At 61.6% G+C, this 24,024-nt stretch carries 24 protein-coding genes; 11 read left to right on the forward strand and 13 right to left on the reverse strand.

Annotated elements, in window-relative coordinates:
* Nucleotides 1-221 precede the first annotated feature (221 nt).
* The 4 genes from BFP95_RS03430 to BFP95_RS03445 all read left to right on the forward strand — a co-directional run bounded on the left by BFP95_RS03430 (nt 222) and on the right by BFP95_RS03445 (nt 3,966).
* Nucleotides 222-1,154 (forward strand): IS110 family transposase, encoded by a 933-nt coding sequence (locus tag BFP95_RS03430; RefSeq protein WP_065889165.1) that lies wholly within the window; start codon nt 222-224, stop codon nt 1,152-1,154.
* A 182-nt stretch (nt 1,155-1,336) separates the two neighbouring features.
* Nucleotides 1,337-2,782 carry a mechanosensitive ion channel family protein gene (locus BFP95_RS03435; RefSeq protein WP_065873232.1) on the forward strand — a complete coding sequence of 482 codons (1,446 nt, stop codon included), beginning with the start codon at nt 1,337-1,339 and terminating at the stop codon, nt 2,780-2,782.
* 47 nt (nt 2,783-2,829) lie between these two features.
* Complete coding sequence (locus BFP95_RS03440; RefSeq protein ID WP_256534135.1) at nt 2,830-3,156, forward strand: aldehyde dehydrogenase family protein; 327 nt, start codon at nt 2,830-2,832, stop codon at nt 3,154-3,156.
* Between the two features lie 195 nt (nt 3,157-3,351).
* The gene (locus BFP95_RS03445) at nt 3,352-3,966 is read left to right on the forward strand and encodes an LpxA family transferase (RefSeq protein WP_083213991.1); all 615 of its coding nucleotides are present in this window, start codon (nt 3,352-3,354) and stop codon (nt 3,964-3,966) included.
* Here BFP95_RS03445 and BFP95_RS03450 read toward each other — a convergent pair.
* From BFP95_RS03450 to BFP95_RS03490, 9 genes are all read right to left on the reverse strand, one after another.
* The gene (locus BFP95_RS03450) at nt 3,963-5,285 is read right to left on the reverse strand and encodes a carbohydrate porin (protein WP_065873229.1); all 1,323 of its coding nucleotides are present in this window, start codon (nt 5,283-5,285) and stop codon (nt 3,963-3,965) included. The genes BFP95_RS03445 and BFP95_RS03450 overlap by 4 nt on opposite strands.
* Nucleotides 5,286-5,468: 183 nt before the next feature.
* Nucleotides 5,469-6,239 (reverse strand): SDR family NAD(P)-dependent oxidoreductase, encoded by a 771-nt coding sequence (locus tag BFP95_RS03455; RefSeq protein ID WP_065873228.1) that lies wholly within the window; start codon nt 6,237-6,239, stop codon nt 5,469-5,471.
* Nucleotides 6,240-6,266: 27 nt separating this feature from the next.
* A complete protein-coding gene (rhaT, locus tag BFP95_RS03460; RefSeq protein ID WP_065873227.1) occupies nt 6,267-7,325 on the reverse strand; it encodes an L-rhamnose/proton symporter RhaT in 1,059 nt (352 codons plus the stop codon).
* Nucleotides 7,326-7,365: 40 nt separating this feature from the next.
* On the reverse strand, nt 7,366-7,686 hold the full coding sequence (rhaM, locus tag BFP95_RS03465) for an L-rhamnose mutarotase (RefSeq protein WP_175403029.1): 321 nt from the start codon (nt 7,684-7,686) through the stop codon (nt 7,366-7,368).
* Nucleotides 7,686-8,567, reverse strand: a complete 882-nt coding sequence (locus BFP95_RS03470) for an amidohydrolase family protein (RefSeq protein WP_065909266.1) — start codon at nt 8,565-8,567, stop codon at nt 7,686-7,688. Before BFP95_RS03470 ends, rhaM begins: the two co-directional genes overlap by 1 nt.
* A 70-nt stretch (nt 8,568-8,637) precedes the next feature.
* Complete coding sequence (gene aldA, locus BFP95_RS03475) at nt 8,638-10,071, reverse strand: aldehyde dehydrogenase (protein ID WP_065873225.1); 1,434 nt, start codon at nt 10,069-10,071, stop codon at nt 8,638-8,640.
* An 11-nt stretch (nt 10,072-10,082) separates the two neighbouring features.
* Nucleotides 10,083-10,883 (reverse strand): HpcH/HpaI aldolase family protein, encoded by an 801-nt coding sequence (locus BFP95_RS03480; protein ID WP_065873224.1) that lies wholly within the window; start codon nt 10,881-10,883, stop codon nt 10,083-10,085.
* A gap of 10 nt (nt 10,884-10,893) precedes the next feature.
* Complete coding sequence (gene rhmD, locus BFP95_RS03485) at nt 10,894-12,078, reverse strand: L-rhamnonate dehydratase (protein ID WP_065891029.1); 1,185 nt, start codon at nt 12,076-12,078, stop codon at nt 10,894-10,896.
* A gap of 16 nt (nt 12,079-12,094) precedes the next feature.
* On the reverse strand, nt 12,095-13,390 hold the full coding sequence (locus BFP95_RS03490; protein WP_065873222.1) for an MFS transporter: 1,296 nt from the start codon (nt 13,388-13,390) through the stop codon (nt 12,095-12,097).
* A 116-nt stretch (nt 13,391-13,506) separates the two neighbouring features.
* On the opposite strand from BFP95_RS03490, the gene BFP95_RS03495 reads away from it, so the two are divergent.
* From BFP95_RS03495 to BFP95_RS03510, 4 genes are all read left to right on the forward strand, one after another.
* On the forward strand, nt 13,507-14,448 hold the full coding sequence (locus BFP95_RS03495; protein ID WP_065873221.1) for a LysR family transcriptional regulator: 942 nt from the start codon (nt 13,507-13,509) through the stop codon (nt 14,446-14,448).
* Between the two features lie 92 nt (nt 14,449-14,540).
* A complete protein-coding gene (locus BFP95_RS03500) occupies nt 14,541-15,059 on the forward strand; it encodes a sigma-70 family RNA polymerase sigma factor (protein ID WP_065873220.1) in 519 nt (172 codons plus the stop codon).
* Complete coding sequence (locus BFP95_RS03505; RefSeq protein ID WP_065909267.1) at nt 15,056-15,964, forward strand: FecR domain-containing protein; 909 nt, start codon at nt 15,056-15,058, stop codon at nt 15,962-15,964. Before BFP95_RS03500 ends, BFP95_RS03505 begins: the two co-directional genes overlap by 4 nt.
* A gap of 280 nt (nt 15,965-16,244) precedes the next feature.
* A complete protein-coding gene (locus tag BFP95_RS03510; protein WP_003173733.1) occupies nt 16,245-16,460 on the forward strand; it encodes a TOBE domain-containing protein in 216 nt (71 codons plus the stop codon).
* Nucleotides 16,461-16,976: 516 nt separating this feature from the next.
* Here BFP95_RS03510 and BFP95_RS03515 read toward each other — a convergent pair.
* The 4 genes from BFP95_RS03515 to BFP95_RS03530 are packed head-to-tail and all read right to left on the reverse strand — an operon-like array spanning nt 16,977 to nt 19,687.
* Entirely contained in the window at nt 16,977-18,128 is a 1,152-nt protein-coding gene (locus tag BFP95_RS03515; RefSeq protein ID WP_065909269.1) for a MalY/PatB family protein, read from the reverse strand.
* A gap of 59 nt (nt 18,129-18,187) precedes the next feature.
* On the reverse strand, nt 18,188-18,781 hold the full coding sequence (locus BFP95_RS03520; RefSeq protein WP_065909270.1) for an FMN-dependent NADH-azoreductase: 594 nt from the start codon (nt 18,779-18,781) through the stop codon (nt 18,188-18,190).
* A complete protein-coding gene (locus BFP95_RS03525; protein WP_065873216.1) occupies nt 18,778-19,218 on the reverse strand; it encodes a GNAT family N-acetyltransferase in 441 nt (146 codons plus the stop codon). The genes BFP95_RS03520 and BFP95_RS03525 overlap by 4 nt, the downstream gene beginning before the upstream one ends.
* Nucleotides 19,211-19,687, reverse strand: a complete 477-nt coding sequence (locus BFP95_RS03530; protein ID WP_065873215.1) for a carboxymuconolactone decarboxylase family protein — start codon at nt 19,685-19,687, stop codon at nt 19,211-19,213. The genes BFP95_RS03525 and BFP95_RS03530 overlap by 8 nt, the downstream gene beginning before the upstream one ends.
* Nucleotides 19,688-19,817: 130 nt before the next feature.
* On the opposite strand from BFP95_RS03530, the gene BFP95_RS03535 reads away from it, so the two are divergent.
* The 3 genes from BFP95_RS03535 (at nt 19,818) to BFP95_RS03545 (ending at nt 24,018) form a co-directional block, all read left to right on the forward strand.
* A complete protein-coding gene (locus BFP95_RS03535; RefSeq protein ID WP_065909271.1) occupies nt 19,818-21,197 on the forward strand; it encodes a MocR-like pyridoxine biosynthesis transcription factor PdxR in 1,380 nt (459 codons plus the stop codon).
* 122 nt (nt 21,198-21,319) lie between these two features.
* Nucleotides 21,320-23,044 carry a gamma-glutamyltransferase gene (gene ggt, locus BFP95_RS03540; RefSeq protein WP_065909272.1) on the forward strand — a complete coding sequence of 575 codons (1,725 nt, stop codon included), beginning with the start codon at nt 21,320-21,322 and terminating at the stop codon, nt 23,042-23,044.
* A gap of 179 nt (nt 23,045-23,223) precedes the next feature.
* Complete coding sequence (locus BFP95_RS03545) at nt 23,224-24,018, forward strand: exodeoxyribonuclease III (protein WP_065909278.1); 795 nt, start codon at nt 23,224-23,226, stop codon at nt 24,016-24,018.
* Nucleotides 24,019-24,024 lie beyond the last annotated feature (6 nt).

Raw genomic sequence — 24,024 nt, forward strand, 5'->3', positions numbered from 1 at the left:
GCAAGCCCGCTTGTGTCTTGAACCAGGCTTAAACTGAAGGTGAGAGCGGTGAGTGACAAGCTGAATGCCCGAAGTGCTTAAAGCACGTGTGGGAGCCCATGCTGTCACTCACCTCTCCACTCTGGTCATTGAGCCCGAACAGTTGAACGAGCCCACCTCGAACAGTTACAAGCGTGGGCCAAGCCAGAGCGCTCTCACCTTGAGTGTAAGAGGATTTGGCTATGTTTTCCTATCCAGCAGGTATTGATGTCTCCAGCGGTAGCCTCGAGATTCGGGTTGATCAACTGGATGTAGCGATGAGTTGTTCCAATTCGCAGAGTGATTTTCCTGGGTTAATTGGATGGCTAACCCTGCATCGCGTGGGTCGAGTGTTGCTGGAGGCCACTGGCGGTTACGAGCGCAAAGTCATGAAAGCGCTTCAAGCTGCGGGCTTTGAAGTCATACGGATCAACCCTTGCCGAGCCAAAAGCTTTGCCCGGGCTATGGGGCAACAAGCCAAAACCGATCCGATAGATGCACGCCTTCTTGCGCAGTTCGCAGCGGTCATCAAATCGCCCGATAGCCGGGTTACCAGCGCCGAGCAGGATGATTTGCGCGCCCTAGTCCAACAGCGAGAGCACTTTGTTCAGCAAAGAGATGACGACAAACGGCGGCTTAAAACGGCCTCCTCTGACGTGGTCAAGCCTGCGCTGCAGAGTCATATCGACTATTTGCAAAAAGTGCTGAAGGAGCTGGAAAGCCTGATCCGCCAAAGTACAGAACGTCTGGATCGTAAAAAAGTAGCCCTTCTGTGCTCAGTCAAAGGCATAGGACTTGTTACAGCGGCCAGCTTGATGTCCTATCTTCCGGAGCTAGGCGAGGTGGGTAGACATCAGATTGCAGCATTGAGCGGCACTGCGCCCTACAACGACGATAGCGGCAAGCACAAAGGCAAGCGTCATATCAGCGGCGGCAGGTTCGCCGCGAGGCGCTCACTGTATATGGCCTGTTGGTCAGTGATCCGGTTTCAGCCTGAGTTTGCCGCGCGATATAAGGCGCTGCGGGAGAAAGGAAAATGCGCCAAAGTGGCACTCATCGCGTGTATGCGTGTTTTGCTGGTACGCCTAAACGCAATGATCCGTGATGGATCTGAATGGAAAGAGCAAGCCGCCTAAAATCCTGCGGTAGCTATTTCCTAAAGCAGTTACACGGAGTACAGCCGTGGGAGCGTTGCCGCCTCTGGAAAAAATGGCTTGATGAAAACCATCAAGACAGTTGCTCCCACATTTTGTCCTGCGCTATACCCCATCTCTTCATTTCATGCGATCTTCCCGTCATTCGCCCTGGAGTCGCCTGGATGCCCTCATTTATCGCTGAACACCCGATGCTGTGCGCCCTGGCGCTGATCTTTATCGACATCGCCGTGTGGCGGCTCATTTCCGCCGACCTCGCCAATTGGAAGCTGGCGGCGCGGTTGGTGATCTTTGCGGTATTCAGTGCGGTGCTGTTCAACGACGGCATGAACCCCATGCAGCTCGCGCCCTATGCGGACAACACCGCCTTGCACCTGGCGGCCACCGCGTTGCAGATCGGCTGGTGGCTGTTTGCGGCGCGTACGCTGACCGTGTTGCTCGGTACGCTGATGATGCAGCGGGTCGGGCACACTGGGCGGTTGTTGCAGGACCTGATGGGCGCGGTGATTTTCCTGATTGCGATCATTGCCGCCATGGCTTATGTGCTCGACTTGCCGGTCAAAGGCGTGCTCGCCACGTCCGGCGCGGTGGCGATCATCGTCGGCCTGGCCCTGCAGAGCACGTTGAGCGACGTGTTTTCCGGGATCGTGCTTAACACCACCAAGCCTTATCAGCTGGACGACTGGATCTCCATCGACGGCACCGAAGGCCGGGTCACGGACATCGACTGGCGTGCCACGCGCTTGCAAACCTCCCAGGGCAGCATGGCGGTGATCCCCAATTCCCTGGCGGCCAAGGCCAAGATCATCAATTTCTCGCGCCCGGCGGACATGTTTGGCCTGGCGGTCAGCCTGCAAGTCAGCCCGCATGCGCGTCCGCAAACGGTGATCGAGTCGCTGGAGCGGGCGATGCAGGGTTGCCGGCCACTGTTAAGCAAGCCTGCGCCGAGCGTGGCGTTCAAGACCTCGGCCAGTGGCGGCGTCGAGTATGAAATCAGTGGGTTTGTACCGGCCATGACCCTCAAGCGCGAAGTGCGTAACCAGCTCTACGACCTGGCTTTCCGGCACCTGCAGGCGGCGGGCGTGAGTTTGTTGTCCGCCGTCGAAAGCGCCACGCCGGCGGCAACGTCACGGGCGCGGGCGCTGCTGGACAACTCGACGATCTTCTCCACGTTGCGCCAAGAGGAAAAAGACACCTTCAGCCAGAACATGACCCTGCACACCTACCGTACCGGCGAGATGATTTTGCCGGCGGGAGAGGTCAGCGATCATTTGTTTATCATCGAGTCCGGCGTGGTGTCGGTGATGCTGACCAAGGCTGGGCACAAATTCGAAGCCGGACGCATGGGGCCGGGCGAGGTGATTGGCGAGGCGGGGATCCTGACGGACCAGGCCGCGCTGGCGGACTTTTCCGCGAAGACGTTCTGCACCCTGTACCGCATCGAGAAGGAATACTTGACGCCGTGCCTGGACGCCCGCCACGACATCAGTGACGCGATGAAAACCCTGCTCGACTTCCGCATGCACGCCGCGCAGGCCCTGACCCAGGAGACGCCGGTGGTGCCGGTGAAGAAGGGCTTCCTGCAGTGGCTGCGCACGCGCGGGTTCTGACCACCGAAACCGACTAACCTGCGTTTTTTTGCACGTTACCCCACGCAATAAGTCGTTTGTCCAACGGCTGGCCGATGACAAAACTGCATGTCACTCGGATAACAACAACGTTGGGCATAATCCAGGAAGAAATCTTCGGCCCAGTGCTGCCGGTGCTCAAGTACCGCGATATCGACGAAGCACTGGCCAGGGCTAACGACCACCCGCTCGGCCTGTCGTCGGTGCTCTACACCGAGAACTACCGCACGGCGATGAACGTGGCGAACACCATCGAAGCCGGCGAGTTGTACGTCAATCGCACCCCGGCAGACCCTTACCAGGGCTTTCACGCCGGCTGGAAACGTTCAGGGCTGGGCGGCAGTGCGCCGACCTGATCCTCCAAGACGCTCACTGACCTGTAGTGAGCGAGCTTGCTCGCGCTGAAGTGCGCAGCGCTCCCGTTTTTTGGGGCCACTTCGCAGCCCAGCGCGAGCAAGCTCGCTCACTACAAGGTTTCAGCCACCTGTAGATCCATTACAAGACGAATAATGCTAGCGTCTGACCTTCTCCGACCGTTAGAGGGTTCGACGTTGATCCGACTCACCGACTACATCGCCCATTTCTCCCAATCCGCGCTGGCACCCTGGGCGGACCTGACGCCGTGGGCGCTGGTCACCCAGGCGCCTGCCGTGGTTCGCCAACTACTGGCCGAGCTGCCAGCCGACGAGTACCTGATTCGGGATGACATCGCCATCCACCGTACGGCCACTGTCGAGCCCGGCGCCTTGCTCAAGCCGCCCCTGATCATCGGCGCCGATTGTTTTATCGCCAGTGGCGCGCTGCTGCGCGGTGGTTGCTGGTTGGATGAGGGCTGCATCATCGGCCCTGGTGCCGAGTTGAAAACCTCGTTTGTGTTCAGCGCCAGCAAGCTGGCGCATTTCAACTTTGTCGGCGATTCGGTGCTGGGGCATGGGATCAATCTGGAGGCGGGGAGCATCGTCGCCAACTACCGCAACGAGCGCGATGACAAAAATGTGCAGGTGCGGGTCGACGGGGCCTTGAAACGCACGGGCTGTGACAAGTTTGGCGCGTTGCTCGGTGATCAATGCCGGATCGGCGCCAATGCGGTGTTGGCGCCGGGCGCCGTGCTCAAGCCCGCCAGCGTGGTGGGGCGCGGGCAGGTGTTTGATGCAGAGAACGACTAGAAGTCAGCGATAAACTGCACCCCACCAACGACCGCGCCGGTGGTTTGCGCCAGTCCGCCGGGGTATTTCACGTATTGCAGGTTGGGCCGCACCATCAGCCACTTCGTCGCTTGCACGCCGTAGTTGATTTCGTAGCTGTACTCGCGGCGCTGCTCGGGTACATACAGCGGGTCGTCGATGGCAGTCACGCCATTGGCCTCGTTAAGCATCTGCGTGTTACGCGTGTAGCGGTCGCTGACCTGCAGTTTCGACGCGCCAATGCCGAAGGTGTCGTCCGGGCGTGAATCGAACGGGCCCCGGTAGATCAGGCCGACCTGGATCAGGTTTTTGATCACGCTCTTGTCCGGGTCATTCATCGTCAGGTTGGCGAACACGTTGAGTCCGCGTTTGCTGTTGCCGTCGACCGTGGTCAGTTGCTGCTGGCCCGACAGCCACCAGCCGTCGTTGCTGGAATACATCCGATACGGCTTTTGCGAGCTGGCGGCAAAGTTGCCGTCGGCGTCCTTGAGCATGTCCTTGGTGTCGGCGTTGGCGTAGTAGTAACCCACGTGGTATTCGGCATTCAGCCCGGCAACCTGGCCTTTCCAGATGGCCTCGATGGGAAAGCTGGTGCCCTGGGAGCCGCTGATAAACGGTTTGAAACCATTGCTGGCTTCAGCGTTGCCGGGGTTCTTGTCGTAGGCACCGACCTGCACCGCGAACGCGTCGGTGAACTGGTACTTGGCGCGCACCGCCCACTGGCTGATGGGGAAGCTGTTCCACACGCCGTTCCAGTTGCCTTCCTGGGAACCGCACAGGGTCACGTTCTGGAATTCGCAGGGGAACTGATCGAAGTCTTCGCCATGGCCGAACCGCCCCAGTTTCAGGGCGAACTTGCGCTCAAAGAATTTCTGTTCGTACCAGAACTGCGATAGCCGCCAGGCATTGCCGCCGCCGAAGACTTCCATGGTGGAGGTCAGTCCGGTGGCGTTGGGCTGGTGCACGCGGTCATTGGTGATGTCCTTGCCATGGCGCTCGCCGATGCCGATGCGAAAGGTCGCGTCGCGCCAGCCAAGGAGTTTTTGCAGGTCCATGTTCACGCCAAGAATCAACTGGTCGCTCCAGCGCGCGGTGGTGTGCGAGTTATACCCACCGCCAAGGTTGGAACCGACTTCGCCGACATATTTGAGGGTGAAGTCATAGCCTTGCTCGGCCAGTTGCGGGCGCAGGCCGTTCCAGTCACCGAGCATGGCGGGGGAGTTTGGGTCCAGCAAACCGGCGCTGAAGGCACAGGTGGACATGGCGCTGCAGAGCAGGGCCAGGGGGAGGGTGGTGCGCATGGGAGGCTCCTTGGATTGTTGTTTTTATTGGGTTCAGCACAAATTTCAGGCACACAGAGGACCCTGTGGGAGCGGGCTTGCTCGCGAAAGCGGTGGTTCAGGCATGAATCTGGTGACTGACACACTGCATTCGCGAGCAAGCCCGCTCCCACATTGGAACTGTGGTGTCAGGAAGAGCGGGGGTTACTGCAGGTTAACGAACAACCCGCCATCCACCAGCAACGACGCACCGGTCACATAGCGCGCCATGTCCGAGGCCAGGAACACGATCGGCCCTGCCACGTCATCCGGCTCGCCGAGTCGACCCAACGGCGTGCGCGAGGTCATGTAGGCGAGTTTTTCCTCATCCGCGAGATCGTCCTTGTTGATGTCGGTGGCGATGGTCCCCGGCAGTACCGAGTTGCAGCGAATGCCATAAGGCCCCAGGGCAATCGCACAGGACTGCATCAGCGAATGCAGCCCAGCCTTGGTCGGCGTGTAGTGGGTTTGCATACCGCCGCCGACGAGGGCGCTGATGGAGCTGACGGCAATGATTGCGCCGCCGCGCCCCTGGTTTTTCATCTGGTTGGCCGCCGCCTGCACGGCGAAGTAGGCGCCGTTGAGATTGGTGTTGACAGTTTTCAGGTACACCTCGCGGGGCATGTCGAGGAACGAGTGGAACGGGCAGATGCCGGCGTTATTGACGAACACGTCGACGCTGCCAAAGGCCTTGACTGCGCCCGCCACCAGTTTGTCGCCGGTGTCCGGGTCCGCAGCGTCGCCGCCCACTTCGATGGCTTCACCGCCAAACGCCTGTATCTCTTCAATCAACGAATACGCCGCCTCCGTGCCTTGGCCACTGCCGCTGTGGCCGATGACTACGCGGGCGCCTTGGCGTGCGCATTCACGGGCGGCGGCGCGGCCGATGCCACGGGAGGCGCCGGTGATGATCACGGTTTTGTCTGCAAGCAACATAAAACACTCCTTCAAAAATGGGTGGCGTCAGCCGAGGTAATTGCCGTAGCCGACCATGGCAATCGCGCCGAGGATCACCGCGATACCGGCTACCAAAACGCCCTTGTTGGCGGCGCTCGTGCCGTGCCATTCGCGGAAATACAAGCCCCAGCAGTTGGACACGATGATGATGAACGACATGTGCAGCACCCAGGAGCTGGCGTCGTTCTGCAGGCGGCTTTCGCCCATGCCGTAGAAGAAAAACTGCAAGAACCACAGGGTGCCGGCGATGGCCACCAGCAGGTAGTTGCCCAGCAACGGGGTGTTACGGTCGGTGTAGTTATGAAAGGTACGGTTGCGCCAGTTCAGCCACAGGCACCAGATGCCGTTCGTGGTCAGTCCGCCCCACATGATCACCATAAAGGTCACGTTGTTCTGGAACAGGCTGTTGGCGCCGTGCTCTACCGCTGCGGCGGCCAGCGGGCGGCCGGCAGAAATGCCGTAGCTGAAACACGCACTCAGCACCCCGGAAATCACCGCCACCAGCATGCCCTTGCCCAACGCGAACTCGCTGACACTGGCGAACTTCACCGCCTGCGACACTTCGCGTTCCTTGATCAGTCCGGCCTTGCCGCACACCGCAATACCGATCAACGACACCGCGACGCCCCATAACACCCAATGCCCACCTTGAGAGGCCAGCATCGAGGTCAGCGTGCCTTCGGTTTCAGTGGTGAACAGGTCGCGGTACAGCGCCGGCATCAAGGCGCCGAGGGCCGAGGTGAGGCCCATGATCAGCGACATGCCAAGGGACAAGCCGAGGTAGCGCATGGTCAGGCCGAACGTCAGCCCGCCGATACCCCACAACACGCCGAACAGGTAGGTCCAGAGCAGGGTGCTGGTGTCGGCATTGCGCAGGATGTCCACCCAGCCGGGCACCGTCAGTTGCGCCGCGATCAGCGGCACGATCAGCCAAGACACCAGGCCGCCGGTGATCCAATAACTTTCCCAGGCCCAGCCGCGGACCTTCTTGTAAGGGATGTAGAAACTGCCGGAAGCGAAGCCGCCGATGAAGTGCAGAATCACACCAAGGAGAATGATTTCCACGTAGTCGAATCCTTTTTATTGTTGTTGTGGGTCAGTTGGATCAGGGCCGCGTCAGTTCGAACATCGGTAGCAGGTCGACACTGATCGGCGAGGCATCCGCGTGGCTGGGCATGATGTCTTGCATGTAGTTCCACCAGCGTTGCATCAGTGCGGTGCCAGGCAGTTCATCCAGGCCATGGACGTCTTCGTGGGTCAGCGTGGCGAACAGCGCATTGGCGGGCTCATCGAGGAAAATCCGATAATCCACCACGCCGGCCTCCAGCAGCGCCTGGGCGAGTTCCGGCCAGATCTCATCGTGACGTCGGCGGTACTCGGCGGCCTGGCCCGGGTTGAGGTTCATGCGAAAGGCACGGGTCTGCATCACTGCGCTCCAGCGTGAGGGCCGGGGGTGTAGATCCGCACCGCGTTGTGCACTAAGAACTTGCCTTGCACGGTCTCGGATTTGTCGGCCATGCAGTGCTTGACGAGCCCGAGGGTGGTGGCGAAATCTGCCAGGTGATCGCTGTTGGGCCAGTCGCTGCCGAAGAGGCAACGGTCTTCGCCAAAGGCTTCCCAGAGCACGGCCAGGCGGTCGTTGTAGAACGCCGTGTCGGTGATCAAGCCGTGCGGCCCGAGCTGGGGGATTTCTGCCAGTTTGGCGAACACATTCGGGCGCTCTGCCAGGCGCAACAGGTCCGCGTGATACGCCGCTTCTTCACCCGCCGGCACCTGGGCGTTAGGCAGGTGATCGACGACAATGCGCAGCGCTGGCAGGGCATCGCTCAACGTCAGCAGGCCCTTGATCAGGCGCGGGTTCGGGTTGGCGCTGTCCAGGCTGCGGCCCGTGGCGGCGAGCTGGCGCAGGCCGTCGATAAACCCTGGGCGTGTCTGGTCCAGCAACAGGTCGCGGTCCCACAGGTTGCCGTAGCGCAGGCCAAGGAACAGCGGCTCATCCGCCAGGGCATCGAGGTCGGCGGCAAAGCGTGCGTGCAGCGGGTCCAGGTTGCCCACGAAGCCGAGCATGCGCGGATCGCTGCGTAATGTGTCGAGCAGCCAGCGGTTATCGTCGCGCCACGGGCTGGCTTCCACGGCAATCGCGCCGACCACGTTGTGTGGCTCGGCCAGGGCCCAGTAATCCGCTGGCAGGTGCGCGGCGTACAGCCGGTTACCCGGCTCGGGCCATGGAATGCCCTGGGGCCGACGCGGGTCGAACAGGTGCAAATGGCTGTCGATGATCGGGCCGCTATAGGAGGTCAGGGGCATGACGCCGTCCTTATCAGAAGCAAATTCGAAGGGGCCAGCACGCTAGCGTGCCTGGCCCGGTTTAACCAACTCAGCTCTGCAGGTACACCACGTGCGTGTGGGTGTACTCGTACAGGCCGTGCTTGCCGTCGGCGCCGCCGATGCCGGATTTGCGCACGCCGGCGTGGAAACCTTGCATGGCCTCGAAGTTTTCGCGGTTGACGTAGGTTTCGCCAAAGTCGATCTCGCGCACCGCGTGCATGGCCTTGCCCAGGTCACGGGTGTAGATCGACGAGGTCAGGCCGTAATCGCAGTCATTGGCCAGTGCGATGGCTTCGTCGAGGTCGTCGACAATCTGGATCGGCAGTACCGGGCCGAAGATCTCTTCGCGCATGATCTCCATGTCGGCGCGGCACCCGGCCAATACCGTCGGCTCGAAGTGAAAACCCGCACCCAGGTCGGCAATCTGCCCGCCACTGACCAAGCTCGCGCCCTGGCTCAACGCGGTGCGCACCTTGCGGTTGACGCTGTCCAGGCCCTGGCGATTGATCAGCGGACCCATTTCCACGTCGGCCCTGGCGATGGGGTCGCCGTAGCGGGTGGCGGACATGGCTGCGCTGATGCGCTCGATGAATTGATCGGCGACCTTGCGCTCCACGTACACGCGCTCGGCGCAGTTGCACACTTGGCCGGTGTTGATGATGCGCGAGTCACGGATGGCTTTCACCGCCAGGTCCAGGTCGGCGTCCGCCAGCACGATGGCCGGGGCCTTGCCGCCCAGTTCCAGGTTGAGTTTGGTGATGTTGGGGGCGGCGGCGGTCATGATCCGCGAACCGGTGGCCACGCTGCCGGTGAAGCTGATCATGTCTACGCCTTTGTGCGCCGTGAGTGCGCCGCCGACCTGGCCGTCGCCGCAGACCACGTTGAACACGCCGGCGGGCAGGTCGGTCTCGGCGACGAGCTTGGCGAATTCAAAGCAGTTGTTCGGGGTTTCTTCGCTGGGCTTGATCACGATGGTGTTGCCGGTGAGCAGCGCCGGCGCCATTTTGCGCGCGATCAGGAAGAACGGAAAATTCCACGGCAGGATGCCGGCCACCACGCCCAACGGCTTGCGGAACAGGAAGATATTTTCGTCCTGGCGGTCGCTGGTGATGATCTCGCCTTCGATGCGCCGCGCCCACTCGGCCATGTAGTCGAGGTAGTCGGCGGTGAAATTCACCTCCACTTCGGCCAAACCACTGATTTTGCCTTGTTCCAGGGTGATGGTGCGCGCCAGGTGGGCGACGTTCTCACGCAGTTTGGCGGCGATGCGCCGCAGGTGCCCGGCGCGTTCGATGGCGGGTTTGCGCGCCCAGGTCTTTTGCGCCTGGCGCGCGGCGGCCAGGGCCTGGTCGACATCGGCAGCGGTGGACGCCGGCACCTTGGACAGCAGCGCGCCAGTGGCCGGGTTGAGCACGTCAATGTGCGCTTCGCTGGGCGTGAAGCGGCCATTGATGAAGTTCTGGTAAACGGGAACGGATGACATGGGCAGGTTCCTCAGTAAGTGCGCGAAGGCGCTTGTGTGTCGACAGCAGGGCGATAGCGGGCGAGGGTGGTCAGGGCGCTCTGGCGCAGCAGGCTGATGTCGATAGCCACCGCGATAAAGCGGCAACCCCAGGCCTGGTAGCGGCGTGCGTCGTCTTCGTTGGGCGCCAGGATGCCGCTGACCTTGCCGGCGGCGAGGGTGGCGTCGATGGCGTGTTTGATGCGCTCCTGCACCTCGGGGTGGCCGGGGTTGCCGGCATGGCCGAGGCCGATGGACAAGTCGGCGGGGCCGATGAACACCGCGTCAACACCTTCCACGGCGGCAATCGCAGCGACGTTTTCCACGCCAAGGCGCGATTCCACCTGCACGATCAGGCACAGCTGTTCATGGGCGGTGTCCAGGTAGTTGTCCACCCCGTCCCAGCGTGTGGCGCGGGTCAAACCGCCGCCGACGCCACGAATACCGTGGGGCGGATAACGCATGGCACGCACCAGGGCCTGGGCCTGTTCGGCGGTTTCGACCATGGGGATCATCAAGGTCTGGGCGCCGACGTCGAGCAGTTGCTTGATCAGGCTGGCGTCACCGTTGACGGCACGCACCACGGGCGCCGTGGTGTACGGCGCGACCGTCTGCAACTGGTTGAGCACACTGGGCACAGTGTTGGGTGCATGTTCACCGTCGATCAGCATCCAGTCGTAACCCAGGCTGGCGACGATCTCGGCGGCGTAGCCGGTGGCGAAACCGGCCCAGATGCCATACTGAGTGGCGTCCTTGGCGAGGGCGGCCTTGAAGCCATTGCGGGGCATGTGCATGGCGCTTTCCTCAGCGGTTGTAGGGACGGTGCAGTTGGCAATCGGGGTTCAGGTCCACGCCGAAGCCGGGCTTGTCCAGTACCGATAAACGCATGCGGCCATTCACCGGCACCGGTTCGCCCAACAATTGCGGGTGGAACATCGGCACCACTTCATCCGCCTTCGGCGCCATCATCAGGAACTCGGCGAATGGGCTGTTATGGCGGGTGGCGACAAAGTGGTAGCTGTACACCGATGAACCGTGGGGCACGACCATTGCGTTATGCGCGTCAGCCAGCGCCGAGATTTTCACCAGCTCAGTGAGGCCGCCACACCAGCCGACGTCGGGCTGGATGATGTCGCAGCAGCCCATCTCTAGCAGCATGCGAAAGCCCCAGCGGGTGGCTTCGTGTTCGCCTGTGGTGACCAACATGCCTTTGGGCACGTTTTTGCGCAGGGCCGCATAGCCCCAGTAATCGTCCGGGGACAGCGCTTCTTCGATCCACTTCAAGCCATGTTCATGGGCGCCAATCGCGAGCTTGGTGACGTAGTTCAGATCCAGGCTCATCCAGCAATCAAGCATCAGCCAAAAGTCCGGGCCGACCCGTTCGCGCATGGTCGCCAGCGCTTCGAGGTTCTTGCGCAGGCCTTCTTCGCCTTCACTGGGGCCGTGATGCAGGGGCATCTTGCCGCCGATAAAGCCCATCTTCTGCGCGAGGTCCGGGCGCGCACCGGTGGCGTAGAACTGCAACTCGTCACGCACCGCGCCACCGAGCAATTGGTGCACCGGTTCCTGGCGGATTTTGCCGAGCAAGTCCCACAGCGCTAGGTCGACGCCGGAAATCGTGTTGATCACCAAACCCTTGCGGCCGTAATAGAGGGTGGACTGGTACATCTGGTCCCAGATTTTCTCGATATCGGTGACGCGGGCGCCTTCGATAAAACGCGCCAGGTGTTTCTCGACGATGTAGGCGGCCGGTTCACCGCCGGTGGTCACGGCAAAACCAACGGTGCCGTCACTGGCTTCGATTTCCACCACCAGGGTGCCGAGTACGTTGATGCCGAAGCTGCGGCGACTCTGGCGGTACTCGGGGTACTTGCTCATCGGCGTGGAAATATGGTCGTCGATCCAATGCCCATCGGCCTGGTCGTGGTAATCGGCGCCGCCGCCTCGCAGTACAAAGGCGCGGACGTGTTTGATGGTGAGATTACCCATGGTGTGACTCCTGGCGTTAAACAGTGGCCGGCGTTTTCGACGCTGTGCGGCCGGGTGAATGGATGCCCAGCACCAGCAATGCAGCCAGTACCGTGGTGGCGGACAGCAGGTACAGACCGGCTGCCGGGGAATTGAAGGCGCCTTCGGCCCAGTGCTTGATCACAGGGGCTATAAAACCACCGAGGGCACCGAAGGAATTGATCAGCGCAATGCTGGCTGCGGCGGCGCTGCCGGCGAGGTAGCTGGAGGGGAAGGTCCAGAACACCGGTTGCACCGCGATAAAACCGGAGGCGGCGAAACACAGCGCGAGCATGCCCAGCAGCGGGTTGGCGAAGGTCACCGAGCAAGCGATGCCGGCGGCGGCCATCAGCAGGGTCAGGCAGGCGGTCTGGCGGCGTAGGCCGGTACGGTCGCAATAGCTGGGGATCCACCAGGCGGCGAACAGCGCGCACAGCCAAGGGATGGCCGAGACCAGCCCGACCATCAAGCCGACCTTGGTGCCGAGCAGGCCGCCGACCTGGGTTGGCAGGTAAAACACCACGCCGTACACGCTGGCCTGGATCAGCAGGTACACCAGGCACAGGTACAACACCGAGGGTTGGCACAGCACGGTCAGCAGGCTGCGGCCGTGGGAGGTTTTGTGTTGGTCTTCGCTGTCCAGCAGGCGTTGGATCTGCTGGCGTTCATCCGTGGTCAGCCACGTGGCATCGGCGGGGCGATTGTCCAGGTACCAATACGCCCAGATGCCCACTGCCGTTGCCATCAGGCCTTCGACCGCGAACAGCCATTGCCAGCCGTGAATCCCAGCGAAGCCGTCCATTTCCAGCAGCAAACCGGACAGCGGGCTGCCGAAGATGAAGGCCAAGGGCGCGCCAAAGTAGAAGAAGCCCATGGCCTTGCCGCGCACGGCCTGGGGGAACCAATAGGTGAGGTAGAGGATGACGCCGGGGAAGAATCCGGCTTCGGCCACACCGAGTAAAAAACGCAGCACATAGAAGCTGGTTTCGCTATGGGCAAATACCATGGCCGCCGAAACCAGGCCCCAACTGACCATGATGCGGCACATCCACAGGCGGGCGCCGACACGGTGCAGGATCAGGTTGCTCGGTACTTCCAGCAGCGCATAGCCGACAAAGAACACGCCCGCGCCAAATGCGAATGCGGCATCGCTCAAACCGGTATCGGCCTGGAAGGCTTGCTTGGCAAACCCGACGTTGGCGCGGTCGAGAAAGGCCATGATGTACATCAACAGCAGGAAGGGCAGCAGCCGCCAGGAAATTTTGGCGAGCAGGGGCGCAGGCAGGGTTTTCATAGTGGCGTCCGATGTTTTGTTCTTATGGGACGGACTGTACGGCGGGCGAGCAATGCGCTACAAATCGAATCTCGCTTACAACTGATAACCTCAGGGTATCGATAAAAAGGAAATTGATGAGTAGTCCGCCGATCTCCCGCAGCCTGTTCAACCGTCTGCGCTACAAGCATTTGCATATGCTCGTTGCGCTGAGTTCCAGCCAGAACCTGCACCGTGCGTCCCAGGCGCTGAACATGTCGCAGCCGGCCGCCACGCGCATGCTGCGTGAGATCGAGGACATGTTTGCCTGCGACCTTTTCGAGCGGTTGCCCAGGGGCATGCGCCCGACGGCGCTGGGCCAGGAGTTGATCCGCTTTGCCGAATCAGCCTTGAGCGGGCTGGACCGTTGCGCCGAAGACTTGATGGCACGCCAGCAGGGCGGCTATGGCTACCTGTCGATCGGCACCATCATGGGCGCCGCACCGGACTTGGTGATGGACTCCATCGCGCAGATCAAGTCGCTGAACCCGCAACTGCGTATCCGCATCATGGGTGACACCAGCGACCAGGTGATCCAACTGCTTGAGCAGGGTCGCATCGACCTGGCGATCTCGCGGCGCAACGCCGCCACTGACAGCGAGCATTACAGCTTCGAACCCCTGGGCAACGAGCGCTTGCTGGTGGTGGTGCATGCGGGCCATCCCCTGGCTCAGCGTGAACACGTGCCCTTGGAGGAATTGGTGCGTGACTGGCCGTGGATCCTGCAACCGCAAACCAGCCCGGCGCGTATCGGCTTCGACCAGGCGCTGCAGGACCTGGCGCTGCCGAGCCCGGCGGACATTATCGAATGCAGCTCGGTGTACTCCATGCAGCAGTTGATCCAGCTGACCGATGCGGTGATGGTGCTGTCAGAAAGCGCGCTGCGTGATTACCTGAAGATGGGTTTGGTGGTGGCGTTGCCGGTAGCCCTGGAGGTGCGGCTGGCGCCGTTTGGCATGCTATTGCGCAAAGGCGAGGTGGTGAGCCGTGAATTGGGGTTGTTTATCGACTTGCTGCGGCAGAAAGCCGCCACGCTCTAAACGCATTGTTGAAAAGGGCATGGTGTGTCGGCGCGATATTAAATAGAATGAATCTCATTTGAGACTCACTCGCGCCGCGCAGGTCGCTCGCCATGAATGATGCTGTTGTACCGACCCACGCCCCCGAACTGACCTTGTCGAGCCTGTACCGCGACCATCGCAGCTGGCTCGAAAGTTGGCTGCGCCGGCGGCTGGGCAATGCCTGGGATGCCGCGGACCTGAGCCAGGATACGTTTTTGCGTGTGCTCGCCAGCGCCCAGCCGATTGCGCAGATGCAGGAGCCGCGGGCGTACCTGGTGACCGTCGGCAAGCGCCTGCTGGTGAATTTTCATCAGCGGCGCAGCCTTGAACAGGCTTATCTGACTGCCTTGGCGAACCTGCCGGAAGCGTGCGTGCCATCGCCCGAGCAGCGCTGGTTGGTGTTGGAGACGCTGCAAGCCTTGGATGAATTACTCGACGGCTTGCCGGTGCTGGTCCGCCGCGCCTTCCTCTGGAGCCAACTGGAAGGGTTGGGCTACCGCGAGATCGCCGAGCGCCTCGACGTGTCCGAACGCACGGTAAAACGCTACATGGCCCAAGCCTACGAGCACTGCCTGGTGGTGGACCTGTGAGCCGCGACGTCGCCCGCGCCGCTGCTCAGTGGTTGGCGCTGCTCGAATCCGGCGCGGCCACCGAGCGTGATCACGCCGCGTTGCAGCATTGGCGTGACAGCCATCCCCAACACGAACAGACCTGGCAGAAGGCCCAAACCCTGCGCCAGCGTTTCAGCGACTTGCCCCAGGCCCTGGCGATGGCCAGCCTCGATCGCCCACAACCGGGGCGACGCGCTGTGCTCAAGCGTGCCTTGGGGATCGCGGCATTGGTGCCGACTGCCTGGCTGGTCAGCCGCCAATTGCCCATCGAGGTATGGCGCGCCGACCTGCATACCGCCACCGGTGAGCGCAAACGCCTGCCATTGGCCGACGGCGGCAGCTTGCAACTCAATACCGCGACGGCAGTGGACATGGACCTGGCGCAGCGCCGCATCACCTTGGTGGACGGTGAGTTGGCGCTGAATGTACCTGGCGCGGCGGCGATGACCGTGCAAACCCGATACGGCGAGTTGAGGGTCAGCCAGGCCGACGTGTGTGTGCGGCAACTGGCCGCCGGCTGTCGGGTTTCGGTGCTCAAGGGCTCGGTTGAAGTACGCGACCTGAACGGGCAAATGACGACCTTGCAGGCGGGCCAGCAAGCCCCCCTGAACGCCAGTGGGCTGGCCGCCTGGGCGTCGTTCGATGTGTTGCAGTTGGGCTGGCGCGAGGGGGTGTTGACGGCGCAGAACCAACCGTTGGGGGATTTTCTGCGGGAGCTGGAGCGCTATCGCCCAGGGGTGTTGCGCTGGGATTCACGCCTGGAGCGTTTGCGGGTGACAGGCAGTTTTCGTCTGGACGACACGGACCGAATCCTCAACCTATTGGCCTCGACGCTGGGGTTCGAGGTGCAGGCGCGGACGCGGTATTGGGTCACACTGAGTTAAGTGTGGGAGCTGTTTCAATTCAAATCGCATGGGCGCGTTGCAGCTCGTTCAAGCACAGCGCCTTCAGCTGCGCCAGCACCGGATCACGCCGATTCGCTGGCGCTCGGCGGCTACGGAGGTTGGCAAATGGTTGAGGTGCTGTTGGCAGCGCAACAATCTGCATATATCGTAATCATATAAATAAAGAGATATATATTCTTTTTAATGTGGTCGGCAATGGCGCATTTTGAGGGCCTGCGCATTCGTGCGGATTGACCCAACAGCCAAAAGGAAAGCCGACATGACCATTAAAGCGATCAACGTGCGCAATCAGTTCAAGGGTGTGATCAAGGAAATTCTGCTGGGGGAAGTGGTGTCGGAAATCGACGTGCAAACGGCGTCCGGTATCGTCACTTCGGTGATCACTACCCGTTCGGTACGTGATCTGGAATTGAAAGTGGGCAGTGAGGTGATTGCCTTTGTGAAGTCCACTGAAGTGTCCATCGCTAAGCTTTGACGATCCACTCATCGCCGCATAGGTGCGCCTGTGGCGAGGGAGCTTGCTCCCGTGGCGGCCTGATAGTCGCCCAAGCTTTATCAGTTGTAAATGAGGTTCAAATGTGGGAGCTGGCTTGCCTGCGATGGCTATGTGGTAGGCGCTAGAGTTTTCTGGTCGGGGTACATATCCGTTGCTGCGGTCACGGCCAGTTAGGGTTCCGCCCTTACGGCGGCTCACTTTGGAAAAGCCCCAAAGTAAGCAAAGGGCTCTTGCCCCACCACTCGGCACCTCGCCTAGGCTCGGTGTGCCCTCACTCCGGCTTGAATCCGTGGGCCGCCGCGATGGGCCATCCTTGGCCCAGCGCGGCTAACCCGGCGTCCTGCCGGGTTACCCACGGATTCAAGCCTGCGTTCGGCCAGCGTGGTTGACGGGGCGCCTGAGATCAAGATCAAGATCAAAAGCTTAGAGCAGAGCAGATCAAAAGCTGAGCAGATTACGGCTCATCGCCGGCAAGTTGGCTCAGGTTTGGGTGAGTCAGGCCTGGCGTTGGCGTAGCGCCTGCTCCATACGCTGCAAACCTTCTTCCAGCATCGATCGTGGGCAGCCGAAGTTCAGGCGTACGAATTGCTGGCTGTCGTCACCGAATTCGATCCCTGCGCTCAAGCCTACCTTGGCCTGTTCCAGGAAGAACTGTTGCGGGTCATCCAGGCCCAGGGCGCTGCAGTCGAGCCAGGCCAGGTAGGTGCCTTGCGGTGCATGCATCACCACACCGGGCAGGCGGGTTTGCACGGCGTCGAGCAGGTAGTCACGGTTGGCTTGCAGGTATTGCACCAGCGCGTCGAGCCATTCACCGCACTGGCTATAGGCGGCGCGGGTGGCTTCCAGGCCGAGGGGGCTGACGCTGTCGACCATGCCGCAACGGGCCGCGTTGAAGCGCTCGCGGATCTCGGCGTTCTGGACCACCGCGAAGCAGGTCTTCAAACCCGCCACGTTGTAGGCCTTGCTGGCCGACATCAGGGTGATGGTGCGCTGGGCGATCTCATCGCTGAGGCTGGCGGTGGGGATATGGCGGCGGCCGTCAAAGCACAGCTCGGCGTGGATTTCATCGGAGATGATCAGTGCGCCGTTTGCCAGGCAGGCATTGGCCACGGCGAGCAGTTCTTCGCGCGGGAAGACTTTGCCAATGGGGTTGTGCGGGTTGCTCAGCAGCAGTGCACCCGCGCCGGCCAGCGCATCGCGCAGGGCGGGCAGTGGCGTGAGGTATTCACCGGCGATCAGTTCGAAAGGGACTTCGATGCGCGGCAGGTTCCAGTGTCCTGGGGCCAGGCGGATCGGCCGATAGTTCGGGGTTTGCAGCACCACCGGCTGGCCCGGCTGTACAAACGCGTGCAGCGCCATGTTGAAACCCGGTTCGACGCCGGGCAGGAACAGCAGCTCATCCGGTTGTACGCGCCAAGCGTATTTGGCCCACAGGTCGGCAACGATCGCCTCGCGCACATCCGGGCCGGCGACGCTGTAGCCGAGGACCTGCTGGTCAAGACGTGCATGCAGCGCCTGCAGCACGGCGGGGGGCGCGGCGATGTCCATGTCGGCGATCCACATCGGCAAAACGTCCTGCGGGTAGCGGTTCCACTTGGTGCTGCCGGTGCCGAGGCGTGGGTGGATCGTGTCGAAATCAAAGCTCATGGGGGGCTCGTATCAGGAAGTCAGGCGCAAGAATGGCGCTGATTCTAGCGCCATTATTTTTATAGGCCAGAGCTGATTGCCGCGGACAATTGCTGATGCGCCTGTTCCAGCGCGCGGTTGACCGCTTCCGCGCCGCGCACCATGGCCGGTAAATACACGAAGTCGACTGACTGAATGCCCACGGTAGACAGGATCGCGGTCATGTACGGCGTGAGAAAGTCCGGCTCATGGCCCTTGCGGGCGTTACCCGAACTGACCAGCACAAAGGTGCGTCGGTCCTTCAGCAAGCCGACTTTTTCAAACTGCTCATTCAGCGTAAAGCTGCGTTGGATGCGCACCACGTGGTCGATCCAGGCCTTCAGCGCCGCCGGCACGGTGAAGTTATGCACCGGCGTGCAGAGGATCAGCAGGTCGCAGGCTTCGAGTTCCAGGATCAACTGTTCCGACAGCGCGGTCGCGCTGCCGCTGAGTTCGCCGGGGGTGGTCAGCGCGTTAGCGTATTCACGGGTCAAGGGTGGCAGCGCCTGGCGGCCATAGTCGCGCTCGGTCACCTGCGCGTCCGGCACCACGTCGCGTAACAGTGCGCGGGACAGTTTGAAGGTCTGCGCCGCTTTGCCGTGGGGGCTGAAACTGAGGAGCAGGGCGTGGGTCATTGGCTCAAATCCTGGGAAAAGTGCATGCCCAGGGGCAGCAGGCCCTGGCGGAAATAAAAACGCTGGGCCAGGGCCATGTGCATGCCGGTGTCCAGCACCAGCCAGCGATAGCCACGCGCGCGGGTTTCTTCGCGCACGCGATCCAGCAGGTGTTCACCCAGCCGGCGACGCTGCAATGCGGCGTCTATCACCAGGTCATCCACGTAGATAAAGCGGCCATACAGGGTGTTTTCGGTCAACCGGTAGCCGGCCAGCCCAATCACCTGGCCGTTTTCGCGTGCAGCCAGCAGGCGATAGCCGTTTTGCCGTTGGCGCTGGATTTGCGCGGCAAAGGCGGTGGCGTCGGTGAGGTGCGGGCGCAGCTGTTGCATCACTGCGAAGCTGGCAATGAAATCGGCCTGGGTTTCCATCTGTACGCATTCGACGTGTTCATTCATGGCCTTGGTTCTCCAGGTGCGCCTTGATCGCTGCCGGCACTTTGCGGAAGCTGATCGCAACGCGGTTAAGCGCGTTCATCAACGAAATGGCCAGGGTGAGATCGGCGACTTCCTTCTCACTGAACACCGCCGCGACCTCTGTGTAATCCGCATCCGGCACTTGGGTTTGCGCCACGGAAGTGACCACTTCGGCCCAGGCCAGGGCGGCACGCTCACGCGGGGAAAAGAGCGGGAGCCCTTCGCGCCAAGCGGCCAGCAGCATGATTTTTTCCAGGCTCACGCCCTGTTTGAGCAAGTCGCGGGAGTGGCTGTCCAGGCAATAGGCGCAGCCATTGAGTTGCGAGACCCGCAGGTACACCAGGTCGATCAGTTCTTTCTCCAGGCCGCAGGCATGGATGTAGCTGTGCACCGCGCCCAGGGCTTTGTAGCCGACAGGGGCGGCCTGGGCGTAATCGAGGCGGTGTTTCATGGGCAATCCTTTGTTCGGTCAGGGATGCGCCATTGTCGTGGGGGTGAACGGGGGCCGACAGGGGCATGATTGGACAAGTGGGTTGGGACATGATCAGACTTCGGCCTGTCTTCCCGTCGAGCCACTTGTGATGTCGTCACTGCCCAAATACCAGGAAATCTACCGGCGCTTTCGCCAAGCCATCGACCAGGGCCAATTGCGCCCCGGTGAGCGCGTGCCGTCGGTGCGGGCGCTGGCCCAGGAGCTCAAGGTGGCGCGCGGTACGGTGGAGACGGCGTACCAGCTATTGGTCAGCGAGGGCTTCTTTGAGGCGCGCGGGCAAGCGGGAACGGTGATCGCCGAGGCGTTGCCGCCGATGTCGGTCAAGCCAACACCGGTTGCGTTGCCAGGCACTTCAGGGCCGCGTCCGCTGCAGATGGGCCTGCCTGCTTTGGACGCGTTCCCGCGCAAGCTGTGGGCACGGTTGGTCACCCAGCAAGTGCGCCGCACTGACGCCGACAGCTTGGCGATGGGTGATGTGCGTGGCGCCCAGGCCTTGCGCGTGGCGATCGCGAGTTACCTGGCGTTGTATCGGGGCGTGGAGTGCTCGCCGCAGCAGGTATTTGTGTGTGCCGGGTATGCGGGGTGCCTGACGTTGGTGTGTGACGCGCTGGCGATGGCGGGGCAACGCTGCTGGTTTGAAGACCCTGGATATTTGCATGCGCGGCAATTGCTGGAGCATCACGGTGTGGAACTGGTGCCGGTGCCGGTGGATCGCGATGGCCTGGATGTCGAGCAAGGCATGGCACGCGAGCGCGAGGCGCGGCTGGCGATTGTCACCCCGGCGCATCAGAGCCCTTTAGGTGTGGCGTTGAGCCCGGCGCGTCGGCAGGCCTTGCTGGAGTGGGCGCGGGCGCAAGGCAGTTGGGTGGTAGAGGATGATTACGACAGTGAGTTTCGCTATCGCGGCCAGCCGCTGGCAGCGCTCAAGAGCCAGGATGTGGATGACCGGGTGATCTATGCCGGGAGCTTCAGCAAAATGCTGTTCCCGGGGTTGCGGTTGGGGTATCTGGTGGTGCCCGTGTCGTTGGTCGAGGTGTTTGAGCGGGGTGCCCATGCGTTGCAGCAGCGCAGCGCGCAGATGTTGCAGCTGACGGCGGCGGATTTTCTGGAGCAGGGGCATTTCACCCGGCATCTGAAGAAAATGCGGCAGTTGTATGCGCAACGAAGGGGGTATTTGGTGGAGGCGTTGCGGGTGCATTGCGCAGCGTTTTTGCGGGTGGATGAGCAGGCGGGCGGGATTAACTTGTTGGCGCGGTTGGTGGTGGATGTACCGGATCGGGCTGTGGCTGAGGCGGCTGATCGTGCGGGGTTGGCAGTTCAAGCGTTGTCATCGTGGACGCTCGAGGTGGGGCGGGGGCAGGGGTTGATGATGGGATTTACCAATGTCGCGACGGCTCAGCAAGCGAAGGACTTGGCGTTGGTTCTGCGCAGCGTTCTCGCCGAATGTGCCGGCCTGAGCACGCGATAGAACATGGGGTTTTTCAGGTCCGTTCTGTGACCGACAGGTTCTGTAATAAAAACGCCATTGCGCTGGGGATTAAATCCGCAACGGGCTATTTTGGTGCATCTCAATAACCAGAGTAGCCATGGATGAAATACCAACCCTTCAGCCGTACCTTGATTGCCACCGCCCTGGTGTTGACGGTCAGTGGTGTGCAAGCCGCGTCCCAGGCCCCGGTGGCCGGTGAAAATGGCATGGTGGTAACGGCCCAGCATCTGGCAACTCATGTGGGCGTGGATGTGCTCAAGGCCGGCGGCAACGCGGTCGATGCGGCCGTCGCCGTGGGCTATGCGCTGGCCGTGGTATACCCGGCGGCGGGCAACCTGGGCGGTGGCGGTTTCATGACCGTGCAACTGGCTGACGGGCGCAAGACCTTCCTCGATTTTCGCGAAAAAGCGCCGCTGGCGGCCACCGCCAATATGTACCTGGACAAAGATGGCAACGTCGTCGAAGGCCTCAGCGCTAAGGGCCATCTGGCTGTCGGCGTACCCGGCACCGTCTCGGGCATGGAGCTGGCCCTGAGCAAATACGGCACCCTCAAGCGTGCCCAGGTCATCGCCCCGGCGATCAAGCTGGCGGAAAACGGCTTCGCCCTGGAGCAGGGTGATATCGACCTGCTGCATACCGCTACCGGCGAGTTTGAAAAAGACAAGGACATGCGCGGAATCTTCCTGCATAACGGCCAACCGCTGCAGGTGGGCCAGAAACTGGTGCAGAAAGACCTGGCCAAGACCCTCAAGGAAATCTCGGCCAAGGGCAATGACGGTTTCTATAAAGGTTGGGTTGCCAAGGCCCTGGTCGATTCCAGCCAGGCTGGCAAAGGCATCATCACCCAGGCAGACCTCGACAAATACAAAACCCGCGAGCTGGCGCCCATCGAGTGCGACTACCGTGGCTACCACGTCGTTTCGGCACCCCCGCCGAGCTCCGGTGGCGTGGTGATCTGCCAGATCATGAACATCCTCGAAGGCTTCCCGATGGCCGACCTGGGCTATCACTCGGCCCAAGGCCTGCATTACCAGATCGAAGCGATGCGCCACGCCTATGTGGACCGTAACAGCTACCTCGGTGACCCGGATTTCGTAACGAACCCGATCGAGCACCTGCTGGACAAAAACTACGCGACGAAACTGCGTGACGCGATCGATCCGCAGAAGGCCGGTGATTCCCAGGCGATCAAGCCGGGTGTATCGCCCCATGAAGGCAATAACACCACCCACTATTCCATCGTCGACAAGTGGGGTAACGCGGTGTCGGTCACCTACACCCTCAACGACTGGTTCGGTGCGGGCGTGATGGCGAGCAAGACCGGGGTGATCCTCAACGATGAAATGGACGACTTCACCGTCAAGGTCGGCGTGCCGAACATGTACGGGCTGGTCCAGGGTGAAGCCAACGCCATTGCACCGGGCAAGGCGCCGCTGTCGTCGATGAGCCCGACCATCGTGACCAAGGATGGCAAGGCGGTGATGGTAGTGGGTACGCCAGGTGGCAGCCGCATCATTACCGCGACCTTGCTGACCATCCTGAATGTGATCGACTACAAGATGAACATCCAGGAAGCCGTGGACGCGCCGCGTTTCCACCAGCAGTGGATGCCTGAGACGACTAACCTGGAGACCTTCGCGGTCAGCCCGGACACCCAGAAGATCCTCGAAAGCTGGGGCCACAAGTTTGCAGGTCCCCAGGACGCCAACCACTTGGCGGCGATCCTCGTGGGCGCTCCATCCCTGGGTGGCAAGCCGGTGGGGAATAACCGCTTCTATGGGGCGAATGACCCGCGTCGCAACACGGGGCTATCCCTCGGCTATTGAGGCCTGACGCAATCCAAATGTGGGAGTTGGCTTGCCTGCGATGCAGGCGATTCGGTAGATCAGGCTGACCCGGTTGATGCTATCGCAGGCAAGCCAGCTCCCACACTTGGAGCCATGCTGGACGGAACATCTGCACACCTTCCAGGCTCTACCCCAAGAGCCCTGGAAGGACCCGCCCCATGAAAGCGCTGAAAATCGCAACCTTCAACATCAACGGTATTCGTGCCCGGCTGCCTAACCTGCTGCAATGGCTGGAACGGGACCAACCGGACATCGTCTGCCTGCAGGAACTCAAGGCGCCTGAAAGCCTGTTCCCCTACGCCGAATTTGAAGCGGCCGGTTACGGTGCGATCTGCTTGGGGCAGGCGTCCTGGAACGGGGTGGCGATTTTGGCGCGGGACGCTCAGCCATTGGAGAGCCGGCGCGGTTTGCCGGGCGATGACAGTGACACGCAAAGCCGCTATATCGAAGCCGCCGTGCATGGCGTATTGGTCGGCTGCCTGTATTTACCCAATGGCAACCCGCAACCCGGGCCGAAATTCGACTACAAGCTGGCGTGGTTCGAGCGGCTGATCGACTACGCAACGGCGCTGCAAGCCAGTGAACATCCGGTGCTGCTGGCTGGGGATTTCAATGTGGTGCCCACGGACCTGGACATCTACAACCCGCGCTCCTGGCTCAAGGATGCGCTGCTGCAACCGCAAAGCCGTGACGCTTACCAACGCCTGCTGGAACAAGGCTGGACTGATGCGCTACGCCATTTGTATCCCGATGAGCGGGTCTACACCTACTGGGATTACTTCCGCCAGCACTGGCAGAAAAATGCCGGCCTGCGCATCGATCATGTGCTGCTCAACCCCGCGCTCACGCCGTATCTGAAGGGCGCGGGCGTCGACGCGTGGGTGCGCAACGAGCCTCACGCCAGCGACCATGCGCCGACGTGGATTCAACTGGGTACACGCAAAAAGCGCTGATATCGC

The organism is Pseudomonas sp. 58 R 12, from assembly GCF_900005865.1.
Lineage (GTDB): Bacteria > Pseudomonadota > Gammaproteobacteria > Pseudomonadales > Pseudomonadaceae > Aquipseudomonas > Aquipseudomonas tritici.